This is a genomic window from Bacillus sp. hwrm1 (assembly GCF_040207805.1).
In the GTDB taxonomy this organism is placed as follows: Bacteria; Bacillota; Bacilli; order Bacillales; family Bacillaceae; genus Bacillus; species Bacillus velezensis.
On the sequence record NZ_CP157943.1, the window covers coordinates 148,360 to 175,009 of the forward strand.

Below are 26,650 nucleotides of genomic sequence, written 5' to 3' on the forward strand. Positions count from 1 at the left end.
ATGATGAAAGCATAAGAAGAAAAGGATACAAAGGAGATGCAGGATGTACAAGTTAATCGCAATAGATATGGACGGAACACTACTAAACGATCATCATGAAGTGACGGCTGAAGTCCGCGGGGCGCTTGATGCCGCCAAAGCGGAAGGGGTCAATATCGTCCTGTGCACGGGCCGGCCGATCGGCGGCGTGCGTCGGTATTTGGAAGAGCTGAACTTACAGGAAGAAGGCGACTTTGTGATTGCCTATAACGGCGCACTCGTCCAAAATACGTATACAAACGGTGTCGTGGCCGAGCAGTCATTAGGTTATGAGGATTTGAAGTCGCTTTACGAGCTGAGCTTACAGCTGGATACCCCGATGCATTACTTTGACACAGCCAATCTGTACACGCCGAACCGGGATATCAGTGAATACACGGTATACGAATCATACATTACGAAAGTGCCGCTTCATTTCCGCACGATCGATGAAGTGCCGAAGGATATTCTGATTCCGAAAGTCATGTTCATTGACGATCCGGACAAGCTGGAGAAAGCGATCGCTTCCATTCCGGAATCATTCAAGGAAACATACACAATGGTTAAAAGCGCGCCATTCTTCCATGAGATTCTTCACCCGAAAGTCAGTAAAGGAAACGCAGTCAAGCTGCTGGCCGAAAAACTCGGCATTGAACAGAAAGACGTCATGGCAATCGGCGATAACGGCAACGACATGTCCATGATTCAGTGGGCCGGCTGCGGTGTGGCAATGGCCAATGCCATCCCGGAAGTAAGGGAGATAGCTGATTTTGAAACGAAATCAAATAACGAACACGGCGTGGCGCATGCGATTCAGGAGCTTGTGCTGAAAAAATAGGCACCCCATCAGAGGGTGCTTTTTTACCGCGTGTTTTGGTGATATGATAAGCGGAGAGGGGAGGCGCGACATGGATCGTGAAAAACAGCAGCTCAGCATAGAAGCGGCAAAACTATATTATCAATCAGATTACAGCCAGCAGCAGATCGCCGAACGGCTTGATCTGTCACGCCCCACCGTTTCAAGGCTGCTTCAGTACGCAAAGGAAAAAGGGTATGTTCAAATTCGCGTCATGGACCCGTTTGAGAACCTGGACGAACTCGGCGCGAAGCTGGAAGAAAAATACGGGCTGCTTGAGGCGCACGTCGTCTTTTCTCCAAGCGACGATTACCAGGCCATTACACATTACTTAAGCCGCTATGGCGCAGACTATATGCATAAAACCGTAAAGGACGGCGATATACTCGGCGTAAGCTGGGGGACGACGATGTACCAGATCGCAAGCCGCATGGAGCCGAAGCAGGTAAAGAGCGTTGAAGTCGTGCAGCTGAAAGGCGGCATCAGTCATTCCAATGTCAATACGTACTCGTCAGAAACGATTCAGCTGTTCGCCGAAGCATTTCAGACCATGCCGAGGTATTTGCCGCTGCCGGTTATATTTGACAGCGCCGATGTGAAACAGATGGTCGAACGGGACAGACATATTAAGCGGATCATTGAAATGGGCAGACAAGCCAATATCGCCCTGTTTACGGTCGGAACCGTCCGGGATGAGGCGCTGCTTTTCAGACTCGGCTATTTCCGGGAAGAAGAGAAACAATTGCTGAAAACACGCGGAGTCGGCGATATTTGTTCGCGCTTTTTTGACGAGGAAGGCAGGATTTGCAGCAGCAGCATTAACGGCAGGACGATCGGAGTCGAGCTCAGCGACTTGAAAATGAAAGAGCGTTCGATTCTGGTGGCGGGCGGCAGCAGAAAATGCAAGGCCATTCACGGTGCCCTGAAAGGAAAGTACGCCAACGTTTTGATTACCGATCAGCATACGGCCAAAAAACTCATTCAAGAATTGTGACAATTCATGAACATAATTTCAATCACCAATTTACATATGTTCAAAATTCGGTTATTCTAAACGTATCCTAGGAAAAAGGAAGTGCATACAATGTCAATTGCAAGTCAAATAGACCATACTGCTTTGAAACCGCATACACAAAAAGCGGATATTTTACAACTGATAAAAGAAGCAAAAGAATATAAATTCGCTTCCGTTTGTGTAAACCCGACTTGGGTCAAACTCGCAGCGGAGGAACTGAAAGGCACTGGAGTTGACGTTTGCACCGTTATCGGATTTCCTCTCGGCGCAACGACATCGGAAACAAAAGCATTTGAAACGAAGGATGCCATCTCAAAAGGAGCCACTGAGGTTGACATGGTCATCAATATCGGCGCATTAAAAGACGGCGATGATGAAGCGGTTGAAGCTGATATCCGCGCGGTAGTTGAAGCAGCTGATAAAAAAGCACTCGTCAAAGTGATCATCGAAACATGCCTTTTGACAGATGAAGAAAAAGAGCGCGCGTGCCGCTTGGCGGTATCCGCAGGCGCAGATTTCGTCAAAACGTCTACCGGTTTTTCTACAGGCGGGGCAACGGCTGAAGATATCGCTCTCATGAGAAAAACAGTCGGACCGGACATCGGGGTCAAAGCATCAGGCGGCATCAGAACAAAAGCTGATGTTGACAGCATGATCGCTGCGGGCGCGAGCCGGATCGGCGCAAGTGCGGGCGTCTCTATCGTGAGCGGCGGAGACAGCGGCAGCAGCGACTATTAATCAGCAGTGCGGAAGCTGAAAGCTTCCGCCATCCTCTTTCTTTGTTGATGCATAAAAAATTGTAAGCGAATACAAATAAAAGGAGAACACATATGAAGTATCTCATCGGAATTATCGGAATCATTGTGTTTTTAGGTCTTGCTTGGCTTGCCAGCAACGGCAAAAAAAGAATCAGAATCCGGCCGATCGCCGTCATGCTCGTGCTGCAGCTGATTCTCGGTTATATTCTCCTCAACACCGGTATCGGGAATTTTCTTGTCGGCGGTTTTGCAAAAGGATTTAACTACTTGCTGGAATATGCATCAGAAGGGATTAACTTTGTATTCGGCGGGCTTGTGAATGCGAAACAGACGACGTTCTTCATGAGCGTGCTTCTGCCGATCGTCTTTATATCCGCTTTAATCGGAATTCTGCAGCATTGGAAGGTCCTCCCCTTCATCACGAAGTATATCGGTCTTGCGTTAAGCAAGGTGAACGGAATGGGGAAAATCGAATCTTACAACGCTGTCGCATCCGCGATTTTAGGGCAATCAGAAGTCTTTATCAGTTTGAAAAAACAGCTCGGTTATCTTACTGAACAGCGCTTATATACGCTTTGCGCATCCGCAATGTCGACGGTCTCAATGTCGATCGTCGGTTCTTACATGATGATGCTGAAGCCCGAATACGTCGTGACGGCGCTTGTGCTGAACTTATTCGGCGGATTTATCATCGCTTCTATCATCAACCCGTACACCGTCAGCAAAGAAGAGGATTTGATCGTCGTTCCTGAAGAAGAAAAGCAATCCTTTTTTGAAGTGCTCGGTGAGTATATAATGGATGGATTCAGAGTCGCCGTCGTTGTAGCGGCGATGCTGATCGGATTTGTCGCACTCATTGCTCTGGTCAACGGCGTTTTCAACGCGGTCTTCGGCATTACATTCCAGGCGCTGCTCGGATATGTCTTCGCGCCGTTTGCGTTTTTAACCGGTATTCCGTGGAATGAAGCGGTGAGCGCCGGAAGCATTATGGCGACGAAAATGGTATCGAATGAATTTGTGGCGATGCAGACACTCTCATCCGGTGATTTCCATTTCAGTGCGCATACACAGGCAGTGGTATCTGTATTCCTTGTCTCATTCGCGAATTTCTCCTCTATCGGAATCATTACCGGTGCGGTGAAAGGGCTGCATGAAAAACAAGGAAACGTCGTCGCGCGGTTCGGGCTGAAGCTGCTGTACGGCGCAACGCTCGTCAGCTTCCTGACAGCGGCGATCGTCGGATTAATTCACTGAACATAAATGAAGGACAGGTGATAGATCATGAGAATGGTAGATCTTATTGTAAAAAAACAAAATGGAAAAGAACTTACAACAGAAGAAATTCAATTTTTCGTAAAAGGATACACGGACGGAAGCATCCCTGATTATCAGGCAAGCGCGCTGGCTATGGCGATTTACTTTCAGGATATGACGGATCAGGAGCGCGCCGATCTGACAATGGCGATGGTGAATTCAGGGGAAACGATTGATCTCTCCGCCATTGAAGGCATTAAGGTCGACAAGCACTCTACGGGCGGGGTCGGCGACACGACAACTCTCGTACTCGCACCGCTCGTCGCGGCGCTCGGCGTTCCCGTTGCTAAAATGTCCGGCCGCGGTCTCGGCCATACGGGGGGAACCATTGATAAGCTGGAAGCGATCGAAGGCTTCCACGTGGAATTGTCAAAAGATGAATTCATCAAGCTTGTGAACCGCGACAAGGTAGCCGTCATCGGACAAAGCGGCAACTTGACGCCTGCCGATAAAAAGCTGTATGCGCTGCGTGATGTAACGGGTACAGTGAACTCCATCCCGCTGATCGCAAGCTCAATTATGAGTAAAAAAATCGCCGCCGGAGCAGATGCCATCGTGCTTGACGTCAAAACGGGAGCCGGCGCGTTTATGAAAACGGATGAAGACGCCGTGAACCTCGCCAAAGCAATGGTCCGCATCGGAAACAACGTCGGCCGCCAGACGATGGCCGTGATTTCTGATATGTCGCAGCCGCTCGGTTTTGCGATCGGGAATGCCCTGGAAGTACAAGAAGCCATTGATACATTAAGAGGGGAAGGGCCTGAAGACTTAAACGAACTCGTCCTCACGCTCGGCAGCCAAATGGTCGTATTGGCGAAAAAAGCTGAGACATTGGAAGAAGCGAGAACGAAGCTGCAGGAAGTCATGAAAAACGGCAAAGCGCTTGAAAAGTTCAAAGAGTTCCTGAGCAATCAGGGAGGAGACGCTTCCGTTGTTGACGAACCGTCCAAACTTCCGCAGGCGGCGTACAAAATTGACGTTCCGGCAAAAGAAGCGGGTGTCGTTTCAGAAATCGTCGCTGACGAAATCGGCGTCGCAGCGATGCTGTTAGGCGCGGGACGTGCGACAAAAGAGGACGAAATCGACCTTGCCGTCGGCATTATGCTCCGCAAAAAAGTCGGTGACAACGTCGAAAAAGGCGAGCCGCTCGTCACCCTTTACGCCAACCGCGAAAACGTTGAAGACGTGACCGCCAAAGTCTATGACAACATCCGCATCTCAGAAAAAGCGGAAGCGCCGAAACTGATTCATACGCTGATTACGGAATAAGAGAAGAAAGGCACATACCTCATCAGTATGTGCCTTTTTTTATGGCATGGTTTTATCCAAATGAATGTCGCGGACGGATTGTTTCGGCTGTTTCTTTCTCAAAAAACGAATGAGATAGCACAGGATCATACAAGGAATTCCGCAGAAGAGGGCGATTCTTTGATTGGGATCAAATGCAAGGCCTACGCATGAAGCGAAACATAAGATCACAGCGGCGATCGGAACGAGAGGGTAGAACGGTGTGCGGAAGGTCAGATCCGAGACGCATCCGCCGTTTTTCACATAATGTTTTCGAAATAACAGCTGAGACAGTGCGATGCTCATCCACACCACGACGCCGGCAAATCCGGCTATTGCGACAAGCACCACGTAGACCGTGCCCGGGGCGGCGATGCTTGAGATCAAGGATATGCAGGAAACGGCCATGCTGGCGAGCAGAGCATTCAGCGGAATGCCTTTCGGCGTGACTTTTTTGAACCGGGCGCTGATCATGTTTTCATTCGCAAGAGACCACAGCATCCGGGTGGAAGCATACAGTCCGGAGTTGGCGACCGAAAGCAAAGCCGTTAAAATCACGAAATTCATGATATCTGCGGCGTATGGGATACCGATTTGGGAAAAGACCGCGACAAACGGACTTTCAATCACACCGGCTTCCTTCCAGGAGATCAGTCCGGACAGCACAAAAATGGCGCCGATAAAAAAGATGACCGTTCTCCAGGCGACATTTCGGATCGAACGCGGAATATCTTTTGCCGGATTGGCGGTTTCGCCAGCGGTAATGCCGATCAGTTCCGTTCCTGAAAAGGCGAAGCTTACGGAAATCATTGCGATGAAAACCGCAAGAAAGCCGTTCGGAAACAGTCCGCCGTGTGAGGTGAAATTCGACAGCATCGGAGCTTCACCCGAACCGTGCAATGAAATCAAACCGAACATCGCGGCGCCGCCTAAGATGATAAATAAAAGGATGGTGACGATTTTGACGCTTGAAAACCAAAACTCTGTTTCTGCAAACAATTTAACGGAGAATGCATTGGCGGCAAAAAGGAGAGCCGCGAAAATCGCGCTCCACATCCAGACGCTGCTGTGGGGAAACCAGCGCTGCATGAGGATACCGGAAGCTGTAAACTCCGATCCTACCGTCACCACCCAATTCACCCAATACATGATACCGACCATAAAACCCGTGGACGGCCCGATAAACGTTGTCGCATACGTTTGAAATGAACCGGTCACAGGCATGGCTACTGACAATTCTCCGAGACACTGCATGACAAGATACATCATCAAGCCGCCGATCAGGTAAGCGGCGATCGTCCCGCCCGGCCCGGCCTGGCTTAATGTATACCCTGTGCTCAAAAACAGCCCCGTGCCGATGACCCCTCCCAATGAAATCATAAATAAGTGCCTGCTTTTCATCGTGCGCTTTAATTGATTGCCGCCTTGATCAACATCCATCGTGATCTCCCCCTTTTTGCGTGGCGTGAGAACCTTCCGGCAGCCGAGAGCACGCGTGCCGGATTTGACTTTAACGTGACAATTTAAATCCCTTTAATGCATGTAAAATGACGTGTGCGGCTGCCCGGCTTGTCATATCGCGAAAATCAAGTGTCGGATCAACCTCAACGATCTCAATACCCGAGATGTCAGCCTCACTGGCTAAAAACCGGACCGCCTGAAGCAGTTCTTCGGTATACAGGCCTCCTGGGCCGATCGCGGGGCAGCCGGGCGCATGAGCTTGATCCAGCACATCCATATCAACCGAAATAAAAATGGCGTCGGCTCTTTTTTGAACGGTTGGCAAGACCTCTTGTATCGTTCGGAGGAGCCCTTTCTCCCGGATCATCTCCATTGTATGCACGTCTGCCTGCCGTTCTTTTAGATATTGTTCGTATGCCAAGCTGTTGCTGAACTCCCTGATTCCAAGCTGAATCAGGTTTTGTCCGCTTATGATATTTTCATCTAACAGCCGGCGGAATGGCGTGCCGTTTGTCGGTCCTCCGTCTTCTGTGTTGCGGACGTCGTGGTGGGCGTCGAATTGAAAGACGGCCGTTGTTCCTTTCGTTTCCGCAATGGCTTTAATGGTGGAATAACTAATGGAGTTGTCGCCGCCGAGAATGACGGGCACCCAGTCAGGCTGGTCCGTCAGAATGTCATGAATGGTCCGGTAAATGTGTTCGTGAGATGTGACGACATCCGTGACGTGAATCTGAATATCGCCGATATCGTACAGATGGTCAATGACATGCTCCCGCAGCTCCGCGGAATAAGCGGAAATGCCGCCGAGCGCCCGGCGGATCGCACCGGGTGCAAAGCAGGCGCCGGAATGGCTGATTGACGACTTAGAAAGCGGAACGCCGATCAAAGCCGGCCCCTTGATCGTTTGTCCCGCCCACGCTTCCGTCACATCGCCGATCCTTGTCACATGGCGGTCGTTGAAGAGGGAGCCGGCTTTTTGCAGAAACGGATACTTATCCAAGAGCGGCTCCCTCCCTTGAGACAACCGTCTTTCCATTCTTGATGACACGGTGTGCATGATTGACGCCGTAATGATACGGGATATACATGTAATTCGGCGCTTCCCAAATGACAATGTCAGCCGCCCGTCCGGCTTTAATTTGTCCGGCCTCTTCGCCTTTTCCGATCGCATACGCGGCATTAACGGTGACAGCGTGCCAGATTTCTTCCGCGGTCATTTTTAAATGAAGCGCGGCAATTGACATGATGAGCTGGAGGTTTTCCGTCGGTGAGCTGCCCGGGTTGAAGTCAGTCGCCAAACTGACCCGTACGCCCGCATCAATCATCTCCCGGGCTCTCGCATAAGTGTGTTTGCCGAGATAGAAAGTTGTGCCCGGCAGCAGGACGGCGATCGTTCCGGACGCCGCTAGCTTTTCGATGCCTTCGTCAGACGCCCCCACCAAATGATCGGCAGAAACAGCATGCAGCTCTGCCGCCAATTCCGCGCCGCCGAGCGGGTCAATCTCATCAGCATGAATTTTCAGGCCAAAACCGGCTTCAGACGCCTTTTTCAGGTAGTTCCGTGACTGGCTGACGGTAAAGACGCCTGTTTCTGTGAAAATATCGGCAAATTGCGCGAGGCCTTTTTCTTTTATTTCAGGCAAAAGCTGCAGCATGCGATCCAGAAATTCGTCAGGGCTGTTCCGGTACTCAGGCGGAATGGCGTGTGCCCCCATAAAAGTTGTGACAAGGTCGACCGGCTGGCGTTCGCCCAGTTTTTTGGCCGCGGTCAGCTGTTTCAGCTCCGTGTCTTTGTCGAGTCCGTACCCGCTTTTTACTTCTGCCGTCGTGATGCCGTATGACAGCATGCGTCCGAGGTGAAAAAGCCCTTTTTTAATCAGTTCTTCTTCGGAAGCGGCTTTCGTGTCTTTGACCGTTGACAAAATACCGCCGCCTTGCGCCAGAATATCCAAATAGGACATGCCCTGAATTTTTAAATTCAGTTCTTTTTCCCGGGACCCTCCGAATACAAGATGGGTATGGGGATCGACGAGGCCGGGGGTGACGAGCCGTCCCCCGCAGTCGATGATGTCTCTTGCCTCGTATCCTTCCTCCGCTCCTTGATGTCCGGCAAAAACAATGCGCCCGTCGGAAATGCCGATGACGGCATCTTCCGTGACACGAAGATCCTGCATGCTTTCGCCTGATCGGGGGCCGCCGGATTCCATCGTCAGCAGCTGGCCGATGTTGGTGAGTAGGGTATCTATTTGTTTCGGCATGTTACCGCTCCTTTTTCATCGGTATCATAATGTCTTGTTCCTCGGCGACTTGAGCCGCTTTTTCATAACCTGCGTCCGCATGGCGGATGATGCCCATTCCCGGATCGCTTGTCAGAACGCGGGAAAGCCGTTGTTCCGCAAGGATGCTGCCGTCAGCGACCGCGACCATTCCCGCGTGAAGGGAATACCCCATGCCGACGCCCCCGCCGTGGTGAAAAGAAACCCAGCTTGCGCCTGAGGCCGTGTTGATCAGCGCGTTCAGCACCGCCCAATCGCCGACCGCGTCGCTTCCGTCTTTCATCGCTTCTGTTTCCCGATTCGGAGAGGCGACAGATCCGCAGTCTAAATGGTCTCTTCCGATGACGATCGGGGCTTTCAGCTCGCCGTTTCTGACCAATTCATTAATGGCGAGCCCCATCTTTTCCCGTTCACCGTAGCCGAGCCAGCAAATACGGGACGGCAGGCCTTGGAATGTGACTTTTTTCTGTGCCATGTCAATCCAGCGGTGAAGGGCTTGATTTTCTGGAAACAGCTCTTTTAATAAAGCGTCAGTGCGGTATATATCTTCAGGGTCTCCCGACAGCGCGGCCCAGCGGAACGGCCCTTTTCCTTCACAAAATAAAGGCCGGATGTAGGCGGGAACGAATCCCGGAAAATCAAAAGCATCGGCGAGACCCTCATCTTTGGCAGCCTGGCGGATATTGTTGCCGTAATCGAAGACGATAGCCCCTTTTTTCTTGAAGGCGAGCATGGCTTCCACATGCTTTTTCATACTCTGCTTGGAAAGCCTTACGTATAATTCAGGCTGCTCCCGGCGCAGGCGGTCGGCCTCTTCAAGTGAGTATCCTGCCGGAATATAGCCGATCAGCGGGTCGTGAGCGGAAGTCTGATCGGTCACGATGTCAATATGGACGCCGCGGTTCAAAAGCTCATGATGCACCTCAGCTGCATTACCGAGAAGGCCGATCGATAAAGGCTCTCCGGCTTGTCTGGCTGCTTCGGCCCAGCGCAGCGCTTCGTCAATTGATGCTGTTTTACGGTCGCAATAGTTTGTTTCAATGCGTTTATCAATCCGTGTTTCATCCGCTTCAACGGCGATGACGACGCCATCATTCATCGTGACGGACAGCGGCTGAGCGCCTCCCATTCCGCCAAGTCCGGCCGTCAGCGTAAGGGTTCCTTTCAGACTGCCGCCGAAATGCTGTCTCGCAAGCTCAGCAAAGGTTTCATAGGTGCCTTGCAAAATACCTTGTGAGCCGATATAAATCCAGCTGCCGGCCGTCATCTGCCCGTACATCATCAGCCCTTTTTTCTCAAGGTCATGGAAATGCTCCCAATCCGCCCATTTCGGCACGAGAACCGAATTAGCCAGCAGGACGCGGGGCGCGCGGCTGTGCGTGCGGAACAGTCCGACCGGTTTTCCGGATTGGATCAGCAGTGTTTCATCATCTTTTAACGTTTTGAGGGAACGCTCAATCGCGTGAAAAGCATCCCAGTTTCGTGCGGCCTTGCCTATGCCGCCGTATACGATCAGATCCTCCGGCTTTTCGGCAACCTCCGGGTCAAGGTTGTTTCGGAGCATGCGGAGCACAGCTTCCTGCTCCCATCCTAAGCATTCAAGTTCGGTGCCGCGGCCGGCGCGGATTGATTTCTTTACATCAGTCATCTTGTAAGTCCCCCTTCATTGGTCATCAGTTTTTGGTGATGCTCATTCGGCAGAAAAGACTCCTTCTTCAGCCAGTCACTCAGATGCTCGATGTCATAAGAAAACACGCGGTCTTCTTGTATGGACGGCACGATGTTTCTCATTTCGTGATAGAGCTGTTTTGTGTACGAGGCGCAATGTTCCGCACCCCGGTACTCCACGGCCTGCAGCGCGCAAATGGCTTCAACGGCAAGCACCCGTCTCGTATTCGCAATGATCTGGTAGGCGTGCCTTGAGGCGATGGTTCCCATGCTGACGTGATCCTCCTGGTTTGCCGATGAAGGAATGGAATCGACACTGGCGGGATGGGCCAGGGTTTTATTTTCTGACACGAGGGAGGCCGCCGCATATTGCATGATCATCGCTCCGGATTGTAAGCCGGGCTGAGGGCTCAGAAAGGGCGGCAGGTCATTCAGCTGCGGATTCACAAGCCGTTCGATCCGGCGTTCAGAAATATTCGCAAGCTCGGCCGCCGCCACTTTGAGAAAATCCATGGCAAAGGCGATCGGCTGTCCGTGAAAGTTTCCGCCTGAGATGATTTTGGCGCCGTCTTCGAAAATGAGCGGGTTATCTGTCGCGGCATTCATCTCAATTTCTAATTTTTCTTTTACATACGCTAATGTCTGCCATGATGCGCCGTGGACTTGAGGAATACAGCGGATCGAATAGGCGTCCTGGACACGCAGCTCCCCTTGGACGGTCGTCAGCTTGCTGTCTGACAAGTAATAGCGGATTCGCTCTGCGACATCCATCTGTTCCTGATAACCGCGGGCGGCATGAATGTCCTCGTCAAACGCATCGATAATGCCCTGAAGGCCTTCGATCGTTAAGCTCGCGATCCGTTCCGACTGATAGGCCAGCTTTTCGGCCTCGAGGTAAGCGATCAGTCCCATCGCGGTCATGGCCTGCGTTCCGTTGATCAGCGCGAGCCCTTCCTTAGAGGTCAGGACGGCCGGCTGAAGGTTTGTCTGTTCTAAAGCATGAGCTGTCGGCATCCGGGCCCCTTCGTAAAAGACTTCGCCTTGACCGATAAGCGCCAGTGCGAGATGAGAAAGCGGCGCCAAATCCCCGCTCGCCCCCAGTGACCCTTGCTGCGGGATGACCGGGTGAATGCGATGATTGAGATACGCGAGCAGTTGATCAATCAGCTCAGTCCGCACGCCGGAAAAGCCTTTCAGCAAGGCATTGGCGCGCAAAAGCAGCATGGCCCGCGATACAGATTCCGGAAATGGATCACCGACGCCGCACGCGTGAGAAAGAATCAGATTCAGCTGCAGATCCGCAGCGTCTTCTTTTTGAATCAGCACATCGCTGAACTTGCCGAATCCCGTCGTAATCCCGTAAATGGTCTTCTCTTCTTGAACGATCCGTTCAACCGCCGCCCTGCTTTTTTTCACACGTTCCATGCTTTCGGCAGATGCTTGAACCTCTTCAAAATCAAACAGCACACGCTGGGCATCTGCGGTTGTCAGTGAGGAACCGTCTAACGTCACCATCATTTCAACCCCTTCCTTTACTTTGGTAAAGCGCCCATACAAAAAGGAGCTATGCCATGAAAATGATATTTCACGCATAGCCCCCTATCATCTGAAATCTATGGGCTGATTCATATGTGATTAATTCCGACTCCGAATGTTTCGTGCTCAAGCCCCTTAATCGGAGCTCCGATCGTGCCGTAAAGTGAAACAGCGATCCAATCGCCTTCCGCCTCGCTTTCATACGGATTTCCCCGCAAGACGGCAAACTTCAGGCCCACGGTACGAAGCAGCGAGCCAAGCAGCATTTCGCCCCTCGTCACTCCGTGCAAAGCTTCCATTGTGGCATGATACAGCGCATGTGATTCGCGATAACCCTCAGATTGAATGACACCGCTCTTTTTGGAAGCGGTTTCAATTGCGGCTACCACTTTATGCGCATCCATTGAACCCACCCTGCCGAGACAGACTTTCCAGCCGTCCTGTTCCAGCCGGCTGATCTGCTGGTTTTCTTCAGTCTCATGAAGCAGAAGAAGGACGGACAGTCGCCCGATGCGGCGGTCTTTGTGTAAGGTCATATATGCTTCACTCAATTCTTAAATATTCTGATAACTAGTAACTGTTTTTTATATTAAGTGTTTGCGAATCAGAAGTCAAAACTTTTTTTCCAGTCTTTCACAAATCAGATTGTTATCGAAGTAAAGCGGTACATCGCGAAGCCGGCGCTGTTGATCACATATTTCCGTCATCCGCGTCATAAAATGGAGCGTTGTCTTGAAAGCGTCTTAAGAAAAGAAGAGAGCGAGGAGATTTCAGAAAATGAAAACCAGTTTCTTTCGTGTGTGCCTGGTCTCAGCAGCGGTCATCGGATTCACTCTGCCGCAGGCAAAAGCCCAGCATCCGGTTTTTTCAGAGGTCAGCGTGCATGATCCGTCCGTCATTAAAACAGGAGATACATATTATGTATTCGGCTCACATTTGGCTTCCGCCAAGTCGAAAAACCTGATGCAGTGGCAGCAGATGTCTTCAAGCGTCAATCCCAATAATCCCTTGATCCCGAACGTCTACACCGAATTAAAAGAGACATTCGACTGGGCCCAGTCTGATACGCTGTGGGCGCCGGACGTCGCCCAGCTGTCTGACGGGAAATATTACATGTACTATAACGCCTGTAAAGGAGACTCGCCGCGATCCGCTCTCGGTGTCGCCGTGAGTGACAAAATCGAAGGGCCCTACAAAAACAAAGGCATCTTTTTGAAATCGGGCATGGAAGGAAAAAGCGAAGCCGGCACGACGTATAATGCAAACGTTCACCCGAACGTCGTAGACCCGCAAACGTTTGTTGACCATAAAGGCAAGCTCTGGATGGTGTACGGCTCTTACTCCGGGGGGATTTTTATACTAGAAATGAATCCGAAAACCGGTTTCCCGCTCCCGAACCAAGGCTACGGAAAAAAACTGCTCGGCGGAAATCACAGCAGAATCGAAGGCCCGTACATCAGCTACAATCCGGAAACGAAATATTACTATCTGTATCTGTCATTCGGCGGACTTGACGCAGCCGGCGGTTATCATATGCGTGTGGCGCGCTCTAAAAATCCGGACGGTCCGTACTATGACGCCGCAGGCCATAACATGCTTGATGCCAAAGGAAAAGACGGCAGTTTCTTCGACGACAAAGCAATTGAACCGTACGGTGTCAAACTCATGGGCGGATACAGCTTCGCCTCACAATCTGAAAAAGGCACGGGCTACGTATCGCCGGGACACAACTCCGTGTTTTACGACGGGAAAACGAAACGATCATACCTCATTTTCCACACCCGTTTCCCGAACAGAGGCGAAGAGCACGAAGTCAGAGTACATCGGCTGTACATGAACAAAGACGGCTGGCCCGTTGCAGCGCCATACCGCTACGCGGGAGAACCGGATACACAGATATCGGCATCCGCCGCATCCGGAGCCTACAAACTCATCCAGCACGGAAAAGACATCACAGCTACGATCAAAACCCCAAAAAACATCCGGCTTAACAACGACGGCACCATTTCCGGGGAAATGACCGGAACCTGGACAAAAACGGACAGCAGCAAAGCCCGAATTAACCTGAACGGCACAAATTATGACGGCGTCTTCCTGAAAGAATGGGACTCAGCGAGAGAGAAAGAAGTTGTGACGTTTAGTGTGCTGAGCGGTGATGGGGAGGCTGTTTGGGGAGTGAAGTAATCTCGTAAGTATGTTGCAAAGGATAAAAAAGAATTTTACCGGAGGTTAAACGATAAAGATAAAAAAGCTTTATCGTTTTTTTTGTTAAATACAATGATTTAACACGTTGTTTTACAATTCTAAATTTACATCATAGTTAATGTGATTTAAGACGAATATTTGTTCTTTTATAAAGAGTCGATTATAATAAGCTAAGTTATAAGTAAAAATTGAAATCGAATATATATTATGAGAGGAAAACGATTTAATGAATAGAAAACCAAAAATTTTTTCATTTTTTTCGGGTGCAGGTTTTTTAGATTTAGGGTTCGAGAGAAGTGGTTATGATATTGTTTTTACTAATGAAGTACACCAACCTTTTATGGAAGCATATAAATTCTCGAGAGCGAAACTTGGAATGGAACCTCCTCAATATGGCTACTATGAAGGTGATATTACTACGCTTACTCAAACAGAGGGGAAAAATTATCTTTCAGAACTAGTAGATAAATCTAAAAAAGAAGGTATAGTGGGGTTTATAGGTGGGCCACCTTGCCCTGATTTTTCAGTTGGAGGAAAGAATAAAGGAGGTACTGGTGAAAATGGTAGACTTACTGCAACCTATATTGAACTTATTCGCCAGCAGACCCCGGATTTCTTTGTTTTTGAAAATGTAAAAGGATTATGGCGTACAAAAAAGCACAGAATTTTCTATGAAGAAATGAAGACAATTCTTCATTCATCAGGATATATAACTACTGAAAAATTAATAAATGCTCTTGAATATGGAGCACCTCAGCATAGAGAAAGAATTATTATGATTGGCTTTAAAAAAGAGATGTTGGGAAATTTGGGTACTAAGGATATTCTTGAAGGTACCTCCATAAAAGAAGATGCTTTCCCGTGGGAGAAAAATATAAAGTATAGTATTAATGAAATAAATAATATAATATGGCCTGAAGTAGACAAATATAATGAAAACTCAACAACTCAACCTCCTAATAATATTATAGAAGAATTGACTGTGGAACATTGGTTTAGAAAAAACCAAGTTTACCAGCATCCGAATAACAAAAAATACTTCCAACCAAAAGCTGGTCTAATAAAGTTTCAATCAATAGCGGAGGGAGATGTATCTAAGAAATCATATAAAAGGTTACATCGTTGGCGCTATTCTCCGACCGCTAGCTATGGTAATAACGAGGTCCATATTCACCCTTATAAATCTCGCCGTATTTCTGTTTCTGAGGCTTTAGCTATTCAATCTTTACCAAAAGAGTTTGTTTTACCCCAAGATATGACGTTAACAAATTCATTTAAAACGATTGGTAATGGGGTTCCTTATGTAGCTTCATATGGAATAGCTAATACAATTCTTGATTTTTTAAATATATTAGATGTTTTAAAGTAAAAGACTGGACTATTTGTTCCAGTCTTTTTTAAATTTCTAGTTTGGCTTAATTGGTGGGTATTAAGAATAACGTTTTTGATATTCAAAATAACTCCAACAAAATTTCAAATGTTGTAACCTTGTAATACGGGGTGGTGATAGACTTGGCAACGCTAAATGTTTTAGAGATAGGAATTCGTATCAGAAAAATGAGGGAGCAGAAATTAATTAAACGAGAAGATTTTGCAGAAAGCATTTCTACTTCAGTAGAAAACTTAAAAAGGATAGAAAATGGAAATGGCCTTCCAAGTATAGAGTTATTAGTGAAAATATCTGAAAAGTTGAATACTAGTATGGAAAGCATCTTATTAAGAGATGATAATAGAAATGCTGAATTACCATCTAATATGGGTGTGTTAATATCCAAACTCAGTCCTAAAGGAAAAAAATTACTCGTTAATATCGCAAATGAAATCTATAAATATGAGACAATGTCTAATACCGAGGAGTAAATGTATGCATTTAGGTGATAGTAATTGTGTAGAGGTAAAAAAAGAAGGAAAAATTACAATAAAACCGTTAACTGCTTTAGCTGAGTGTTTCGAAGACACACTACCTAGCGGTGATATAAGTGAAATTTTGGATAATTTGAAATCCTATGTAAAGCAGGTTTGTAAAGCAAAGGCTTATATAAATCCTAGTACAAATGCTTTGTCAAATGTTAACGGTAAATGGTTTGAAGTGATCGTAGCTATTTACGCTTGGAATTATTTAATAGAAAATAAAATTAAAGATATTTCCATAATTAAACTTCCTAATAAACAAACCTTTAATTTTCAAAGGATTTTTAATGAAAAATCCCGGACTTTACTAAATGATCTAGAAAAATCTCTTACTTTAGCTAATCCACAGGTGAAAATGATTACATCGAACCCTGATATTTTAATTATCAGACAAAAAGACTTAAAAAAAACGTTTCATAATGAAAAAATTAAAAATATGAGTGTCCATAATATGAAAATTATAGATAATAGTTACAAAGACTTAGAGGGGAGGTGTGAATGGAGTTCATTAATTGGTGGAATTGGTCTAAAGACTTCTCTTAGACCTGACAGAAGATCACAGTTAGTGCATGAGGGAAATATATTAAAGTCTCTCTTTGCCCATTTAAAAATGAGGAACTGGAATAAAGACGTATATTTTAAATATTATGCTGCCTCAATGTCGAAGGTGTCTGGAAAAGATCAAGATGCGCTTGAAACAGCAGCAACTCATACTATAGTAAATGTGAACTCTACTCCAGAAAGAGCGGTAGACCACCTTTTTCACATAAGTAATACAGAGCAAATTCCCAAGATGTTTGATCAAATATTAAATTGAAATTATTTATTAGTCATATAAAACATGTGAGTAGATCGCCTAATCAGCTATCTTCCCGAAAGTATTGAATTTAAAAGACTTACATAGAAAATATTCTAACGAGTGAGGGTCAATTAAGCCCTCACAATCATTATTCTATATGCCACAAAATTCTTACAGGAACTTCATTGAATACTTGTTTTGCTACCCCTTTTCCCATAAATTTGAAGCGTGGGTCACTGCTATCTTCTCTAACAAAAAAGTAATTACTACTTACAGTACTAACCATACGTTGTATAGATGGATGTATTAATTTTGAATCTAATTTCCCATACCAATCTAAACAGTTACCATTTAGTTTGTTAAAATGATTATGACCTGTCCTTCCCTTTCCTAAATTAACAAAAAGAAAATTATCGTTATTATAACTTGCATACCCTGTAAACCAGTTACCCCCTTTTTGTTTTTCTAAAGAAAGACCGATTATTTGAAAAATCAATTTCCTTGTATATAATTTGCCCTTTATAAAATTATACTTCATCAAAACTTGCTTCCTTTCTTATATACATATGGTAAATTGTGTTGTAAGTCTTAGATCATTTTAGCATTATTCATACCTAATAATCATCTTTATTTAGAATAAGAGCTTTAATTTAAACGATTTAATTTACATACTCACCAATCCATCAATTAACACGGATGTAATTTGAAACGATTTAATCTAATTTTAAATTGGTGTGATTTTGAAGTTTCGCAGATTTAGATTTTCCTGCTGATATGGAAGGTTTTATTAACTGTTTACCGCATAAAAATGGTTACGATCTATCTTTATCTTCAAAAGAAGAGAACATGAAAAGATTAGTCAATTAGTTTCAAAGTTTTTCAGAAAATGAAAGTGTATATTTATTAAAAGAATAAAATAAACTTGATTAGTAAATACTAACCTTGAATTCAAAATGTAAGCGTTGACACCCCGTAAAGCCAGTGCTAAAGTATACATATCAACCCAATATCATTCACCCAGGATTGTTACTGCAAACCGCAGGCAAAACCTAAATTGCGTCAGACAGGGGGAGACCCCCGTGTTCTGTGCAGTTTGGGTTTTTTTTATACCCTTTTTTCGGAGGTGATGCTGATTTCATAACAAAAAAAGCCGGAGAAAGGCGGGCACCTTTCGTCCGGCAGTTCCCCCATTTTTAAGGAGGTATACTCATGGACTATCATAAAATATCAAAAGAGATTTTACAACTTGTCGGCGGGGAGGAGAATGTTCAGAGTGTCATTCATTGCATGACGCGGCTTCGTTTTAATCTGTATGACAATGCGAAAGCAGATCGGGACGGGCTGGAACAGACGGAAGGCGTGATGGGGACAAATATCAGCGGGGGGCAATTTCAGATCATTGTCGGCAATGATGTGCCGAAGGTGTATCAGGCTTTGATGGAGAGCAGCGGGCTCAGTGATGAAAGCGCAAACAAAACTTCGAAGCAGAAGAAAAATGTGCTGAGTGCCGTATTTGACGTGATTTCCGGCGTGTTTACACCGATTCTGCCGGCCATTGCCGGAGCCGGCATGATAAAAGGACTTGTCGCGTTAGCGGTGACATTCGGCTGGATGTCGGAGAAGAGCCAGACTCACAGCATTCTCACGGCTGTCGGTGACGGTGCGTTTTATTTTCTGCCGCTTTTGCTTGCGGTAAGCGCGGCGAGAAAATTCGGATGTAATCCTTACGTGGCGGCCGCTGTGGCGGGTGCGATTCTGCATCCGGATTTAACGGCCCTGCTTGGAGCAGGGAAAAGCATCTCCTTTATCGGTCTTCCTGTAACCGCTGCCACGTATTCATCGACAGTTATCCCGATTTTGCTGGCGATATGGCTGATGTCCTATGTAGAGAAAGGAATTGACCGAATCACGCCTTCATCTTTGAAATTGATTGCCGTTCCGATGCTTACGCTCGTGATCGTCGTGCCTGTCACCCTGATCACAGTCGGCCCGCTCGGCGCGATTCTCGGGAATTATCTGTCTGTCGGCGTCAATGATTTGTTCAATCATGCGGGCATTGCCGCGATGATTCTGCTTGCCGGCACATTTTCTCTTATCATTATGACCGGCATGCATTATGCGCTTGTGCCGATCATGATCAATAACATCGCCCAAAACGGACATGATTACATTCTGCCTGCGATGTTTTTGGCGAATATGGGGCAGGCCGGCGCGTCATTTGCGGTTTTCTTAAAATCAAAAAACAAAACCTTCAAATCGCTGGCATTTACGACGGGCATTACGGCATTGATGGGCATTACCGAACCCGCGATGTACGGCGTCAACATGAGATTGAAAAAACCGTTCGCGGCTGCTTTAATCGGCGGCGCGGCAGGCGGAGCTTTTTACGGTATAACGGGCGTCGCTTCTTACATTGTGGGCGGAAACGCCGGTCTGCCGAGCATTCCGGTCTTTATCGGGCCGACGTTTCTTTACGCGCTGATCGGGCTTTTTATCTCGTTTGCGGCGGGTATGGCGGCGGCACTTCTGATCGGGTTTGAGGATGTACAGTCTGAACGGGACAAAGCATCTGAAACGCCGGGTGTGACGGCAGGCGGAGAAATCATTCACAGCCCGATTAAAGGCGAAGTGAAAGCATTAAGCGAAGTGAACGACAGCGTCTTTTCCGGTGGAATGATGGGAAAAGGTTTTGCGATTCTGCCTGAAGAGGGCGCAGCGGTTTCTCCCGTAGAAGGGAGGGTGACAGCCGTATTTAAAACAAAGCACGCCATCGGCATTACGAGCACCCGGGGAGCCGAGGTTCTCATTCATATCGGGCTTGATACCGTCCGGCTGGATGGCAGGCATTTTGAGATGCACGTCAAAGAAGGCGATACTGTCGCGCCGGGAGATCTGCTGATTACTTTTGATATCGACGAGATAAAGGCTGCCGGTTTTGACGTGATCACGCCGGTCATCATTACGAATACGGATCAATATTCATTTACAGACGTGAAAAAAAGCGGAATGGTCAAACCGAACGAAGCGCTTCTGGCGTTATCCTGAAAAAGAGGTGGAGAAAACATGAAGAGATTTCCGGAAGGTTTTTTATGGGGCGGCGCAACGGCTGCCAATCAGATTGAAGGAGCTTATAAAGAAGGAGGCAAAGGACTTTCTACGGCGGATGTCTCCCCGGATGGCATTATGTCTCCGTTTCATGAGACAGACGATGCGCTGAATCTGTATCACGACGCGATTGATTTTTATCACCGCTATCAAGAGGATATCGCCCTGTTTGCGGAGATGGGCTTTAAAGCGTTTCGCACCTCCATTGCGTGGACGAGAATCTTTCCGAACGGTGATGAAACAGAACCGAATGAAGAAGGGCTGCAATTTTACGACCGTTTGTTTGACGAATTGAGAAAACATCAGATAGAACCGGTCGTCACGATTTCTCACTATGAGATGCCGCTCGGTCTTGTGAAAAACTACGGCGGCTGGAGAAACCGCCGGACGGTCGATTTCTATGAGCGATACGCCCGCACGGTTTTCACCCGTTATAAAGACAAGGTGAAATATTGGATGACCTTCAATGAGATCAACGTCGTTCTTCACGCTCCGTTTACAGGCGGCGGCCTTATATTCCGGGAAGGCGAAAATAAACAAAACACGATGTACCAAGCGGCCCACCATCAATTTGTGGCGAGCGCGCTGGCGGTAAAAGCAGGCCATGAGATCATCCCGGATTCACAGATCGGCTGCATGATCGCCGCGACGACGACGTATCCGATGACGCCGAAGCCGGAGGATGTATATGCGGCTTTGCAAAAAGAGCGGAGCACGCTGTTCTTTTCTGATGTACAGGCGAGGGGCAGCTATCCGGGCTATATGAAACGCTTCTTTAAAGAAAACGGAATTACGATCGAGATGAAGGAAGGAGACGAGGCGCTCCTGAAAGAACATACGGTGGATTACATCGGCTTCAGCTACTACATGTCGATGACGGCCAGCACGGCGCCTGAGGATCTGGCGCAATCTAAGGGAAATCTTCTCGGCGGCGTGAAAAACCCGTACCTGAAATCTTCCGAATGGGGCTGGCAGATTGATCCGAAGGGCTTGCGCATCACCTTAAACACGCTGTACGACCGTTATCAGAAACCGCTCTTCATCGTCGAAAACGGACTCGGCGCGGTTGATCAGCCGGAGGAGGACGGAACCATTCAGGATGACTACCGCATCAATTATCTGCGTGATCATTTAATAGAGGCAAGAGAAGCGATTGAAGACGGCGTCGACCTGATCGGCTACACGTCGTGGGGGCCGATTGACCTCGTCAGCGCCTCAACGGCAGAAATGAAAAAACGCTACGGCTATATCTATGTCGACCGCGGCAATGACGGAAAAGGCACGTTTGAAAGAAAGAAAAAGAAAAGTTTTTATTGGTATAAAGACGTCATCGCCACAAACGGAGAAAGTCTGTAAGCGCAATGTTCCGGAGAAAGCCGGCAAAATTGACATTCAGCAAAGAGAGGAGGACAATAAAAGCAGAAAGGCGGGATTCATATGTTTAAAAAAATTCTTGCAGCAGTAGACGGTTCAGACATGAGCAATAAAGCCCTGGACGCAGCGATCCATCTGGCGAAAGAACAGCAGGCTGAACTCACCATTCTCTATGCGGGACGTGAAGCCGTTGTCTCCACATCAGCTTTAACCGGGATTGTCTATGTTCCGGAAAACTTCATTGAAGACATCAAACATGAAGTCGAACAAAAAGGAGCAGCCATTCTGGAAGATGCCAAGCAGAAAGCGGCAGAAAGCGGAGTAAATGCGGAAAGCCTGTACGTCCAAGGCGAACCTGCGCATCAAATTTTAAACATAGCGAAAGAACAGCATTTCAATCTGATTGTCGTCGGAAGCCGCGGAATCAGCGGATTTAAAGAAATGATGCTCGGAAGCGTGAGCCATAAGGTCTCACAATTGTCTCCTTGTCCTGTACTGATCGTTCATTAAACAGAAGACCCTGCTGATGCGGGGTTTTTTTCATGAGAAAAGACCGCCGGTTTTCGAAAAATAGGGTGAAATCTTCCTCTGAATCAAGTAAAATGGCTGTTAGTATTTGTCTGAATAAACAGCCAATGATATGGAGGAAGCAAATCAATGCAAGCTGAACAAACATCAAATGCCGTCATCAAAATGGTCATTTCCATGGTCATTTTCGGATCAATCGGCTTTTTCTCAGAACATACGAATGTGCCTTCAATTGAACTGGTCTTTGTGAGATGTCTGTGCGCCTCATTGTTTCTGGGCGTTTGCTGGTTTGGTTCCGGACGGTACCGCACCGAACAATGGAACCGGCGGGAGGTGCTGCAGACACTGGCCTGCGGATTTTTTCTCGTGCTGAACTGGGTGTTTTTATTTAAATCGTTTGAGGAGACATCAGTGACGATAGCGATTTCCGTTTATCATCTGGCTCCGGTTCTCGTCCTTCTTCTGGGGAGCCTTATATACCGGGAGAAACTGCATATGGTGTCCGTCACTTCCATCGTAATTTGTTTTCTGGGCACCGCCCTGATTTCCGGCATCAACGGAAGTACATCATTTTCTCAGCTGATGGGATCGGGTATTATTTGGGCCGTGCTGGCCGCTCTTTTTTATGCTTTTACGACACTGGCCGGGAAAGGCATCAACAGCCTCAGCCCATACGCCGTCACCTGTTTGCAGACCGGATTGGGCGTTATCATTCTTCTTCCGTTCGTCCGTTTCGGCGCTTTTTCTGATTTGTCGCATGTGAACTGGATCATGATTGTGTCGACCGGTATCATCCATACGGGAATTGTTTATTTGCTCTTTTTTGACAGCTTGCGGTTTTTATCCACCCGGTTTATTTCAATCATCGTATTTCTTGATCCGGCGGTGGCGATTGTGCTTGACACCGTATTTACGGGATTTCGCCCCGACCTTTATCAATCTTTGGGGATTGTATTGATTTTTGCGGGAATGGCGCTGTCTCTGATTCGAAAGCAAAAAGCCGTGCCGGCGGAAACTCAGGCAGACAGCACCCGTATATAGGCGGCCGTACCGGCTGCTTTTTTTTATTTTGGGGCTTTTCAGCCATAACGAAAAAGCAGACAAACAGATCATGGAAAAAGAGGATAGTAATTGTATAATACTTCTTGTGTTTACAATTTAAGAAATTAAAGGAGTGAAGGGCATGATAAAGAAGACGCGTCATCTCGCTTTCTTGGCTGCATTCGGCTTTGCGCTTTGTCTGGCCATCGTATGTTCCGTATCAAAGCAGGCAGAAGCGGCAGCGGCTTATCCGGATGTGATGCAGGGACTTACCGGATTCGCGGGCAATGCGAAGGATCATAACGGAAAAGCAAAATCCGCCGTAACGGGAGGCCAGGGCGGCCCCGTCGTCTACGTCAGCAATCTCAATGATTTGAAAAACAATGCGGGCGGAACGGATCGCAAAACCATCGTCATCACAAGTGATATTTCTTCCCCGGGTAAAGCCGTTGTGACAGTCGGCGCCAATAAAACCATCGTCGGCTCTTATACCAGCCACAGGCTGACCAACATCTATCTGACCACCGGCTCCGGCTCAAACAATGTGATTTTCAAAAATCTCATTATCAGCCATAGTGCCGCCATTACAGGCAACAACGACATTCCGATGTACATAGCGAACGGACAGAATTACTGGATTGACCACGTGTGGTTTGAAGGACACAGCTACAATCCGAACAGCCACAGTGATTTGGGAAAGCTTCTGTATGTCGGCGCCAAAGCGGATTTTGTGACGCTGTCTAACTCTAAATTCACAGACCATCTGTACGGCCTGATTCTCGGTTATCCGAATGATGATAACGAAGGACGCAATTATATCGGCTATCCGCATATGACGATCACCAACAACTATTTTAATAACGTCTATGTGCGTTCACCGGGCCTGATGAGATACGGCTATTTTCACGCGAAAAACAACTATGTGACCAATTTCAATTTAGGATTCACCATTCATACAAACGCGACTGTCTTCTCAGAAGCCAACTATTTCGGTAACGGAAATGAAAAAGGCGGAATGATAGACGACTACGGGACGGCCCAATTCACCGACACCGGTTCATTCCCGTCGCTCAAAGCCCCGAAATCACCGCGCACCGGCTGGAATCCGAGATCAAATTACAGCTATGGCACCCTTTCAGCCCAGGACGCCAAAAACTTCGCCCAATCCTACGCGGGAGCGCAAAATACAAATCTCCGCTATCCATAATACGAAAAACCGCCGGCTGCCGGCGGTTTTTTTATATGAATAAAAGGTTCAAAATCCCTATAATCCTTAAAATAACCTTAAATACCTAGGAAAATATTGATAAACAATTTCAATGATATTACTATTGTTAAAACTGTTTTGCACAAGAAGTGGAACTTAACTCACCCTAACTGCCAGAATACTGGAGAGTAACATGAAAACATCAACCTGAATTCTATTACACAGAAAGAGATCTTACAAATAGAAAAACAATTTGAACGAATCGCATTAAACAAAATAAGAAACAATCAAGAAAAGTTTAGAAAAATGGAATTGAAAATTGAAGCTGCTTTTGGGAGAGTCGGAGACGAAAAAGAGATAGGAAAAGAAGTACGGGCCTCAGATTGTTTTGAGAGTACCTATCATTCACTGATATTTTTTTCTGCAGCTTATTTGGACGGCACCGGCTTTCACGATAATGAAGACGGCTATTGTGTAGACCATTTAGATATATGAGTTTGTGAAAAAAAGTTGTTTTCAGGTAAAGCGGGATATTTATCAGATCTAGAAAGTGATGGAAATAGCTAAAGAAATCCAAGATAAGATAAATCAATTGTTTTTAGAAGCTACAGATATAATAAAAATGCTAAAAGATTGGTTTATAGCTTTTAGTTATTTTTGGGGAAGAGATGTAGAGAGGTTAACAATCGATACCGCTACGCAGGGTACCAATACGACGAAGAAACCGGCTTATTCTATCTCATGGCGATTTACAGTGTATAAAAGATAGAAGGAGAGAATTAAATGTACTATTTTTATGAAATATCAACTCTCAATGACTATGATTCGGTTGAAAAAGAGTATAAAACAATAGAGGATTTAATATTTGTTATATTAAAAAATATGGAAAATAAACAATACGCAATGTATTCTTACTCTGTTTCAAATAAAGATAGTGATACTTGTATATTCTCAGCGAGCTTAAAAACAAATACTTTGTTTAATAAAAAAATCTCATTTATAAAAACCTCAGCAGAAGAGTACAAAAATACAATAATTGCGCATGAAAATATAATCTTATTGGAAAAAGATGTTGAGTTAAAAGATATATTAAATGGAGCCCCTTTAGCAGAGAAAACAATTATTAAAGATTTACTGGATTATGTTCTTTATCATATAGAAATAACAGATTCCGAGACAATCAGAATAGGATCTAGACATAAGGAAAATATTATAAACATTATTAAATAATGGCATTAAATAAAAAATAGATGAGCCTGTTGATCATCTTTTGGTTAACAGGCTTTTTAAAAAAAATTATAGATAATAAGTGGGTAGGTGATTAGAACTGAGACAGTAAAAGGTGACAATCGATTTAAACTTAGCTTGAATTCCAGAGCGTCATTCAAATCATTTACTACTAAATTAAAGCTATTAAGTAGAGAACGAGGAGACAGCATGGCCAAAATCGGAGACGGTTGTCTGGAACTTGAAATAACACCGAGAAGGTATCATGAGGCGAAGGATGATCCATTTATCTCAACAACGTTTGAACTGTTGGAACATAATAAAGCAATCGCCCGCGATTACTCTGCCGTTTTATTAGAAAGTGAATATAAAATGCTGATATCAGATATTGAAGCATTATCAGCAGGCAATCAAGACAGGATACGTTTAGAAACAATTGAACCATTTTTTATCCTAAGTATTGATAAAGAAAACGAACATTACAGATTTATCATTAGATTTATGGAGAATCATTCAAATACAACCTTCTATAAATTGAACTGTAATGAAGAAAAGCTAGAAATTTTCGTGAAGACTTTAAAATCAGATCTCAAAGACTCCAAAACTTTATTAGGGAGATAAACGGTGTACAAGACAATTAATGAATGGGTAGATTATATAGACGGAGGGTGCGCTGTCCTTCATTTTGACTTTCATGTGTTTAAAAAAGAGCTTTCACTTAAGATTCAGGTCGTTGAAAATAAAGCCGAATGTACGCATAACATTCTTTTTCAAAATGCAGCATCTGTTTATTTTAGTGCAGATATTGGTGATATGAGATTAGAAAAAATAGATCCGGAAGAATACAATTGGCAAGTATTTGAGATGAGTTACCACCCGGAAGGAATCGGTAATCTATCAAATGCTGTAATTCCGGAGTATCAATCAAATGCTAATTTTCTTATAAATATGAACAGCATGCTGATTGCTGTAGAAGCTGAAACAGTTCGCTTTGACGACCAATCATTTTATGCGTATCATCCGAAATCATAAATAAACAAATAAGAGAGGTTCCCAGCCTCTCT

At 46.2% G+C, this 26,650-nt stretch carries 25 protein-coding genes and 1 pseudogene; 19 read left to right on the forward strand and 7 right to left on the reverse strand.

What is annotated here, in order from left to right:
- Nucleotides 1–43 precede the first annotated feature (43 nt).
- The 5 genes from yidA to ABK447_RS00795 all read left to right on the forward strand — a co-directional run bounded on the left by yidA (nucleotide 44) and on the right by ABK447_RS00795 (nucleotide 5,230).
- Complete coding sequence (yidA, locus tag ABK447_RS00775; protein ID WP_015240895.1) at nucleotides 44–856, forward strand: sugar-phosphatase; 813 nt, start codon at nucleotides 44–46, stop codon at nucleotides 854–856.
- A gap of 70 nt (nucleotides 857–926) precedes the next feature.
- Complete coding sequence (locus ABK447_RS00780) at nucleotides 927–1,868, forward strand: sugar-binding transcriptional regulator (protein WP_158185961.1); 942 nt, start codon at nucleotides 927–929, stop codon at nucleotides 1,866–1,868.
- 90 nt (nucleotides 1,869–1,958) lie between these two features.
- Nucleotides 1,959–2,627, forward strand: coding sequence for a deoxyribose-phosphate aldolase (gene deoC, locus ABK447_RS00785; RefSeq protein WP_004393277.1), 669 nt, complete (start codon nucleotides 1,959–1,961; stop codon nucleotides 2,625–2,627).
- Nucleotides 2,628–2,719: 92 nt separating this feature from the next.
- Nucleotides 2,720–3,901, forward strand: coding sequence for a NupC/NupG family nucleoside CNT transporter (locus ABK447_RS00790; protein ID WP_004393280.1), 1,182 nt, complete (start codon nucleotides 2,720–2,722; stop codon nucleotides 3,899–3,901).
- A gap of 27 nt (nucleotides 3,902–3,928) precedes the next feature.
- On the forward strand, nucleotides 3,929–5,230 hold the full coding sequence (locus tag ABK447_RS00795; RefSeq protein WP_015418556.1) for a pyrimidine-nucleoside phosphorylase: 1,302 nt from the start codon (nucleotides 3,929–3,931) through the stop codon (nucleotides 5,228–5,230).
- 39 nt (nucleotides 5,231–5,269) lie between these two features.
- Here the strand turns inward: ABK447_RS00795 and ABK447_RS00800 are convergent, their stop codons facing one another.
- From ABK447_RS00800 to hutP, 6 genes are all read right to left on the reverse strand, one after another.
- Nucleotides 5,270–6,688 (reverse strand): amino acid permease, encoded by a 1,419-nt coding sequence (locus tag ABK447_RS00800; RefSeq protein WP_158185960.1) that lies wholly within the window; start codon nucleotides 6,686–6,688, stop codon nucleotides 5,270–5,272.
- 70 nt (nucleotides 6,689–6,758) lie between these two features.
- A complete protein-coding gene (gene hutG / locus ABK447_RS00805) occupies nucleotides 6,759–7,709 on the reverse strand; it encodes a formimidoylglutamase (protein WP_158185959.1) in 951 nt (316 codons plus the stop codon).
- On the reverse strand, nucleotides 7,702–8,967 hold the full coding sequence (gene hutI, locus ABK447_RS00810) for an imidazolonepropionase (RefSeq protein ID WP_015418553.1): 1,266 nt from the start codon (nucleotides 8,965–8,967) through the stop codon (nucleotides 7,702–7,704). Before hutI ends, hutG begins: the two co-directional genes overlap by 8 nt.
- 1 nt (nucleotide 8,968) lies before the next feature.
- A complete protein-coding gene (hutU, locus tag ABK447_RS00815; protein ID WP_015418552.1) occupies nucleotides 8,969–10,633 on the reverse strand; it encodes a urocanate hydratase in 1,665 nt (554 codons plus the stop codon).
- Nucleotides 10,630–12,168 carry a histidine ammonia-lyase gene (hutH, locus tag ABK447_RS00820; RefSeq protein ID WP_039063838.1) on the reverse strand — a complete coding sequence of 513 codons (1,539 nt, stop codon included), beginning with the start codon at nucleotides 12,166–12,168 and terminating at the stop codon, nucleotides 10,630–10,632. Before hutH ends, hutU begins: the two co-directional genes overlap by 4 nt.
- Before the next feature lie 110 nt (nucleotides 12,169–12,278).
- Nucleotides 12,279–12,725, reverse strand: a complete 447-nt coding sequence (gene hutP / locus ABK447_RS00825; RefSeq protein WP_015418550.1) for a hut operon transcriptional regulator HutP — start codon at nucleotides 12,723–12,725, stop codon at nucleotides 12,279–12,281.
- Nucleotides 12,726–12,966: 241 nt separating this feature from the next.
- On the opposite strand from hutP, the gene ABK447_RS00830 reads away from it, so the two are divergent.
- The 4 genes from ABK447_RS00830 to ABK447_RS00845 all read left to right on the forward strand — a co-directional run bounded on the left by ABK447_RS00830 (nucleotide 12,967) and on the right by ABK447_RS00845 (nucleotide 17,122).
- Complete coding sequence (locus ABK447_RS00830; RefSeq protein ID WP_203249418.1) at nucleotides 12,967–14,373, forward strand: glycoside hydrolase family 43 protein; 1,407 nt, start codon at nucleotides 12,967–12,969, stop codon at nucleotides 14,371–14,373.
- A 247-nt stretch (nucleotides 14,374–14,620) separates the two neighbouring features.
- The gene (locus ABK447_RS00835) at nucleotides 14,621–15,763 is read left to right on the forward strand and encodes a DNA cytosine methyltransferase (RefSeq protein WP_043020887.1); all 1,143 of its coding nucleotides are present in this window, start codon (nucleotides 14,621–14,623) and stop codon (nucleotides 15,761–15,763) included.
- Nucleotides 15,764–15,906: 143 nt separating this feature from the next.
- Complete coding sequence (locus ABK447_RS00840; RefSeq protein ID WP_043020888.1) at nucleotides 15,907–16,254, forward strand: helix-turn-helix domain-containing protein; 348 nt, start codon at nucleotides 15,907–15,909, stop codon at nucleotides 16,252–16,254.
- A gap of 4 nt (nucleotides 16,255–16,258) precedes the next feature.
- The gene (locus tag ABK447_RS00845; protein ID WP_043020889.1) at nucleotides 16,259–17,122 is read left to right on the forward strand and encodes a Cfr10I/Bse634I family restriction endonuclease; all 864 of its coding nucleotides are present in this window, start codon (nucleotides 16,259–16,261) and stop codon (nucleotides 17,120–17,122) included.
- Nucleotides 17,123–17,252: 130 nt separating this feature from the next.
- Here the strand turns inward: ABK447_RS00845 and ABK447_RS00850 are convergent, their stop codons facing one another.
- On the reverse strand, nucleotides 17,253–17,642 hold the full coding sequence (locus ABK447_RS00850) for a hypothetical protein (protein ID WP_191974009.1): 390 nt from the start codon (nucleotides 17,640–17,642) through the stop codon (nucleotides 17,253–17,255).
- Nucleotides 17,643–17,878: 236 nt separating this feature from the next.
- On the opposite strand from ABK447_RS00850, the gene ABK447_RS00855 reads away from it, so the two are divergent.
- From ABK447_RS00855 to ABK447_RS00895, 10 genes and pseudogenes are all read left to right on the forward strand, one after another.
- Nucleotides 17,879–17,971 carry a hypothetical protein gene (locus tag ABK447_RS00855; protein WP_109127561.1) on the forward strand — a complete coding sequence of 31 codons (93 nt, stop codon included), beginning with the start codon at nucleotides 17,879–17,881 and terminating at the stop codon, nucleotides 17,969–17,971.
- Between the two features lie 342 nt (nucleotides 17,972–18,313).
- Nucleotides 18,314–20,149 carry a beta-glucoside-specific PTS transporter subunit IIABC gene (locus ABK447_RS00860; protein ID WP_032867893.1) on the forward strand — a complete coding sequence of 612 codons (1,836 nt, stop codon included), beginning with the start codon at nucleotides 18,314–18,316 and terminating at the stop codon, nucleotides 20,147–20,149.
- An 18-nt stretch (nucleotides 20,150–20,167) separates the two neighbouring features.
- On the forward strand, nucleotides 20,168–21,565 hold the full coding sequence (locus tag ABK447_RS00865) for a 6-phospho-beta-glucosidase (RefSeq protein WP_015240882.1): 1,398 nt from the start codon (nucleotides 20,168–20,170) through the stop codon (nucleotides 21,563–21,565).
- Between the two features lie 81 nt (nucleotides 21,566–21,646).
- A complete protein-coding gene (locus ABK447_RS00870) occupies nucleotides 21,647–22,093 on the forward strand; it encodes a universal stress protein (protein WP_007407802.1) in 447 nt (148 codons plus the stop codon).
- A 147-nt stretch (nucleotides 22,094–22,240) separates the two neighbouring features.
- The gene (locus ABK447_RS00875) at nucleotides 22,241–23,152 is read left to right on the forward strand and encodes a DMT family transporter (protein WP_012118812.1); all 912 of its coding nucleotides are present in this window, start codon (nucleotides 22,241–22,243) and stop codon (nucleotides 23,150–23,152) included.
- 142 nt (nucleotides 23,153–23,294) lie between these two features.
- A complete protein-coding gene (locus ABK447_RS00880; RefSeq protein WP_119027044.1) occupies nucleotides 23,295–24,359 on the forward strand; it encodes a polysaccharide lyase family 1 protein in 1,065 nt (354 codons plus the stop codon).
- A 681-nt stretch (nucleotides 24,360–25,040) separates the two neighbouring features.
- Nucleotides 25,041–25,112: pseudogene (locus tag ABK447_RS20875) on the forward strand (hypothetical protein); the annotation flags it as partial.
- A gap of 30 nt (nucleotides 25,113–25,142) precedes the next feature.
- Nucleotides 25,143–25,589 carry a hypothetical protein gene (locus ABK447_RS00885; protein ID WP_032869333.1) on the forward strand — a complete coding sequence of 149 codons (447 nt, stop codon included), beginning with the start codon at nucleotides 25,143–25,145 and terminating at the stop codon, nucleotides 25,587–25,589.
- A gap of 207 nt (nucleotides 25,590–25,796) precedes the next feature.
- On the forward strand, nucleotides 25,797–26,207 hold the full coding sequence (locus ABK447_RS00890; RefSeq protein WP_032869335.1) for a hypothetical protein: 411 nt from the start codon (nucleotides 25,797–25,799) through the stop codon (nucleotides 26,205–26,207).
- Between the two features lie 3 nt (nucleotides 26,208–26,210).
- Complete coding sequence (locus ABK447_RS00895) at nucleotides 26,211–26,618, forward strand: hypothetical protein (RefSeq protein ID WP_025285511.1); 408 nt, start codon at nucleotides 26,211–26,213, stop codon at nucleotides 26,616–26,618.
- Nucleotides 26,619–26,650 lie beyond the last annotated feature (32 nt).

Coding starts and splice junctions, on each gene's coding strand:
- ABK447_RS00890 (WP_032869335.1), top strand. CDS start 25,797: ATGGCCAAAATCGGAGACGGTTGTCTGGAACTTGAAATAACACCGAGA.
- hutU (WP_015418552.1), bottom strand. CDS start 10,633: ATGACTGATGTAAAGAAATCAATCCGCGCCGGCCGCGGCACCGAACTT.
- ABK447_RS00860 (WP_032867893.1), top strand. CDS start 18,314: ATGGACTATCATAAAATATCAAAAGAGATTTTACAACTTGTCGGCGGG.
- ABK447_RS00800 (WP_158185960.1), bottom strand. CDS start 6,688: ATGGATGTTGATCAAGGCGGCAATCAATTAAAGCGCACGATGAAAAGC.
- ABK447_RS00795 (WP_015418556.1), top strand. CDS start 3,929: ATGAGAATGGTAGATCTTATTGTAAAAAAACAAAATGGAAAAGAACTT.
- ABK447_RS00790 (WP_004393280.1), top strand. CDS start 2,720: ATGAAGTATCTCATCGGAATTATCGGAATCATTGTGTTTTTAGGTCTT.
- ABK447_RS00865 (WP_015240882.1), top strand. CDS start 20,168: ATGAAGAGATTTCCGGAAGGTTTTTTATGGGGCGGCGCAACGGCTGCC.
- ABK447_RS00835 (WP_043020887.1), top strand. CDS start 14,621: ATGAATAGAAAACCAAAAATTTTTTCATTTTTTTCGGGTGCAGGTTTT.
- ABK447_RS00885 (WP_032869333.1), top strand. CDS start 25,143: ATGTACTATTTTTATGAAATATCAACTCTCAATGACTATGATTCGGTT.
- ABK447_RS00855 (WP_109127561.1), top strand. CDS start 17,879: ATGGAAGGTTTTATTAACTGTTTACCGCATAAAAATGGTTACGATCTA.
- hutI (WP_015418553.1), bottom strand. CDS start 8,967: ATGCCGAAACAAATAGATACCCTACTCACCAACATCGGCCAGCTGCTG.
- ABK447_RS00880 (WP_119027044.1), top strand. CDS start 23,295: ATGATAAAGAAGACGCGTCATCTCGCTTTCTTGGCTGCATTCGGCTTT.
- deoC (WP_004393277.1), top strand. CDS start 1,959: ATGTCAATTGCAAGTCAAATAGACCATACTGCTTTGAAACCGCATACA.
- yidA (WP_015240895.1), top strand. CDS start 44: ATGTACAAGTTAATCGCAATAGATATGGACGGAACACTACTAAACGAT.
- ABK447_RS00780 (WP_158185961.1), top strand. CDS start 927: ATGGATCGTGAAAAACAGCAGCTCAGCATAGAAGCGGCAAAACTATAT.
- hutH (WP_039063838.1), bottom strand. CDS start 12,168: ATGGTGACGTTAGACGGTTCCTCACTGACAACCGCAGATGCCCAGCGT.
- ABK447_RS00845 (WP_043020889.1), top strand. CDS start 16,259: ATGCATTTAGGTGATAGTAATTGTGTAGAGGTAAAAAAAGAAGGAAAA.
- ABK447_RS00850 (WP_191974009.1), bottom strand. CDS start 17,642: ATGAAGTATAATTTTATAAAGGGCAAATTATATACAAGGAAATTGATT.
- ABK447_RS00875 (WP_012118812.1), top strand. CDS start 22,241: ATGCAAGCTGAACAAACATCAAATGCCGTCATCAAAATGGTCATTTCC.
- ABK447_RS00870 (WP_007407802.1), top strand. CDS start 21,647: ATGTTTAAAAAAATTCTTGCAGCAGTAGACGGTTCAGACATGAGCAAT.
- ABK447_RS00830 (WP_203249418.1), top strand. CDS start 12,967: ATGAAAACCAGTTTCTTTCGTGTGTGCCTGGTCTCAGCAGCGGTCATC.
- hutP (WP_015418550.1), bottom strand. CDS start 12,725: ATGACCTTACACAAAGACCGCCGCATCGGGCGACTGTCCGTCCTTCTT.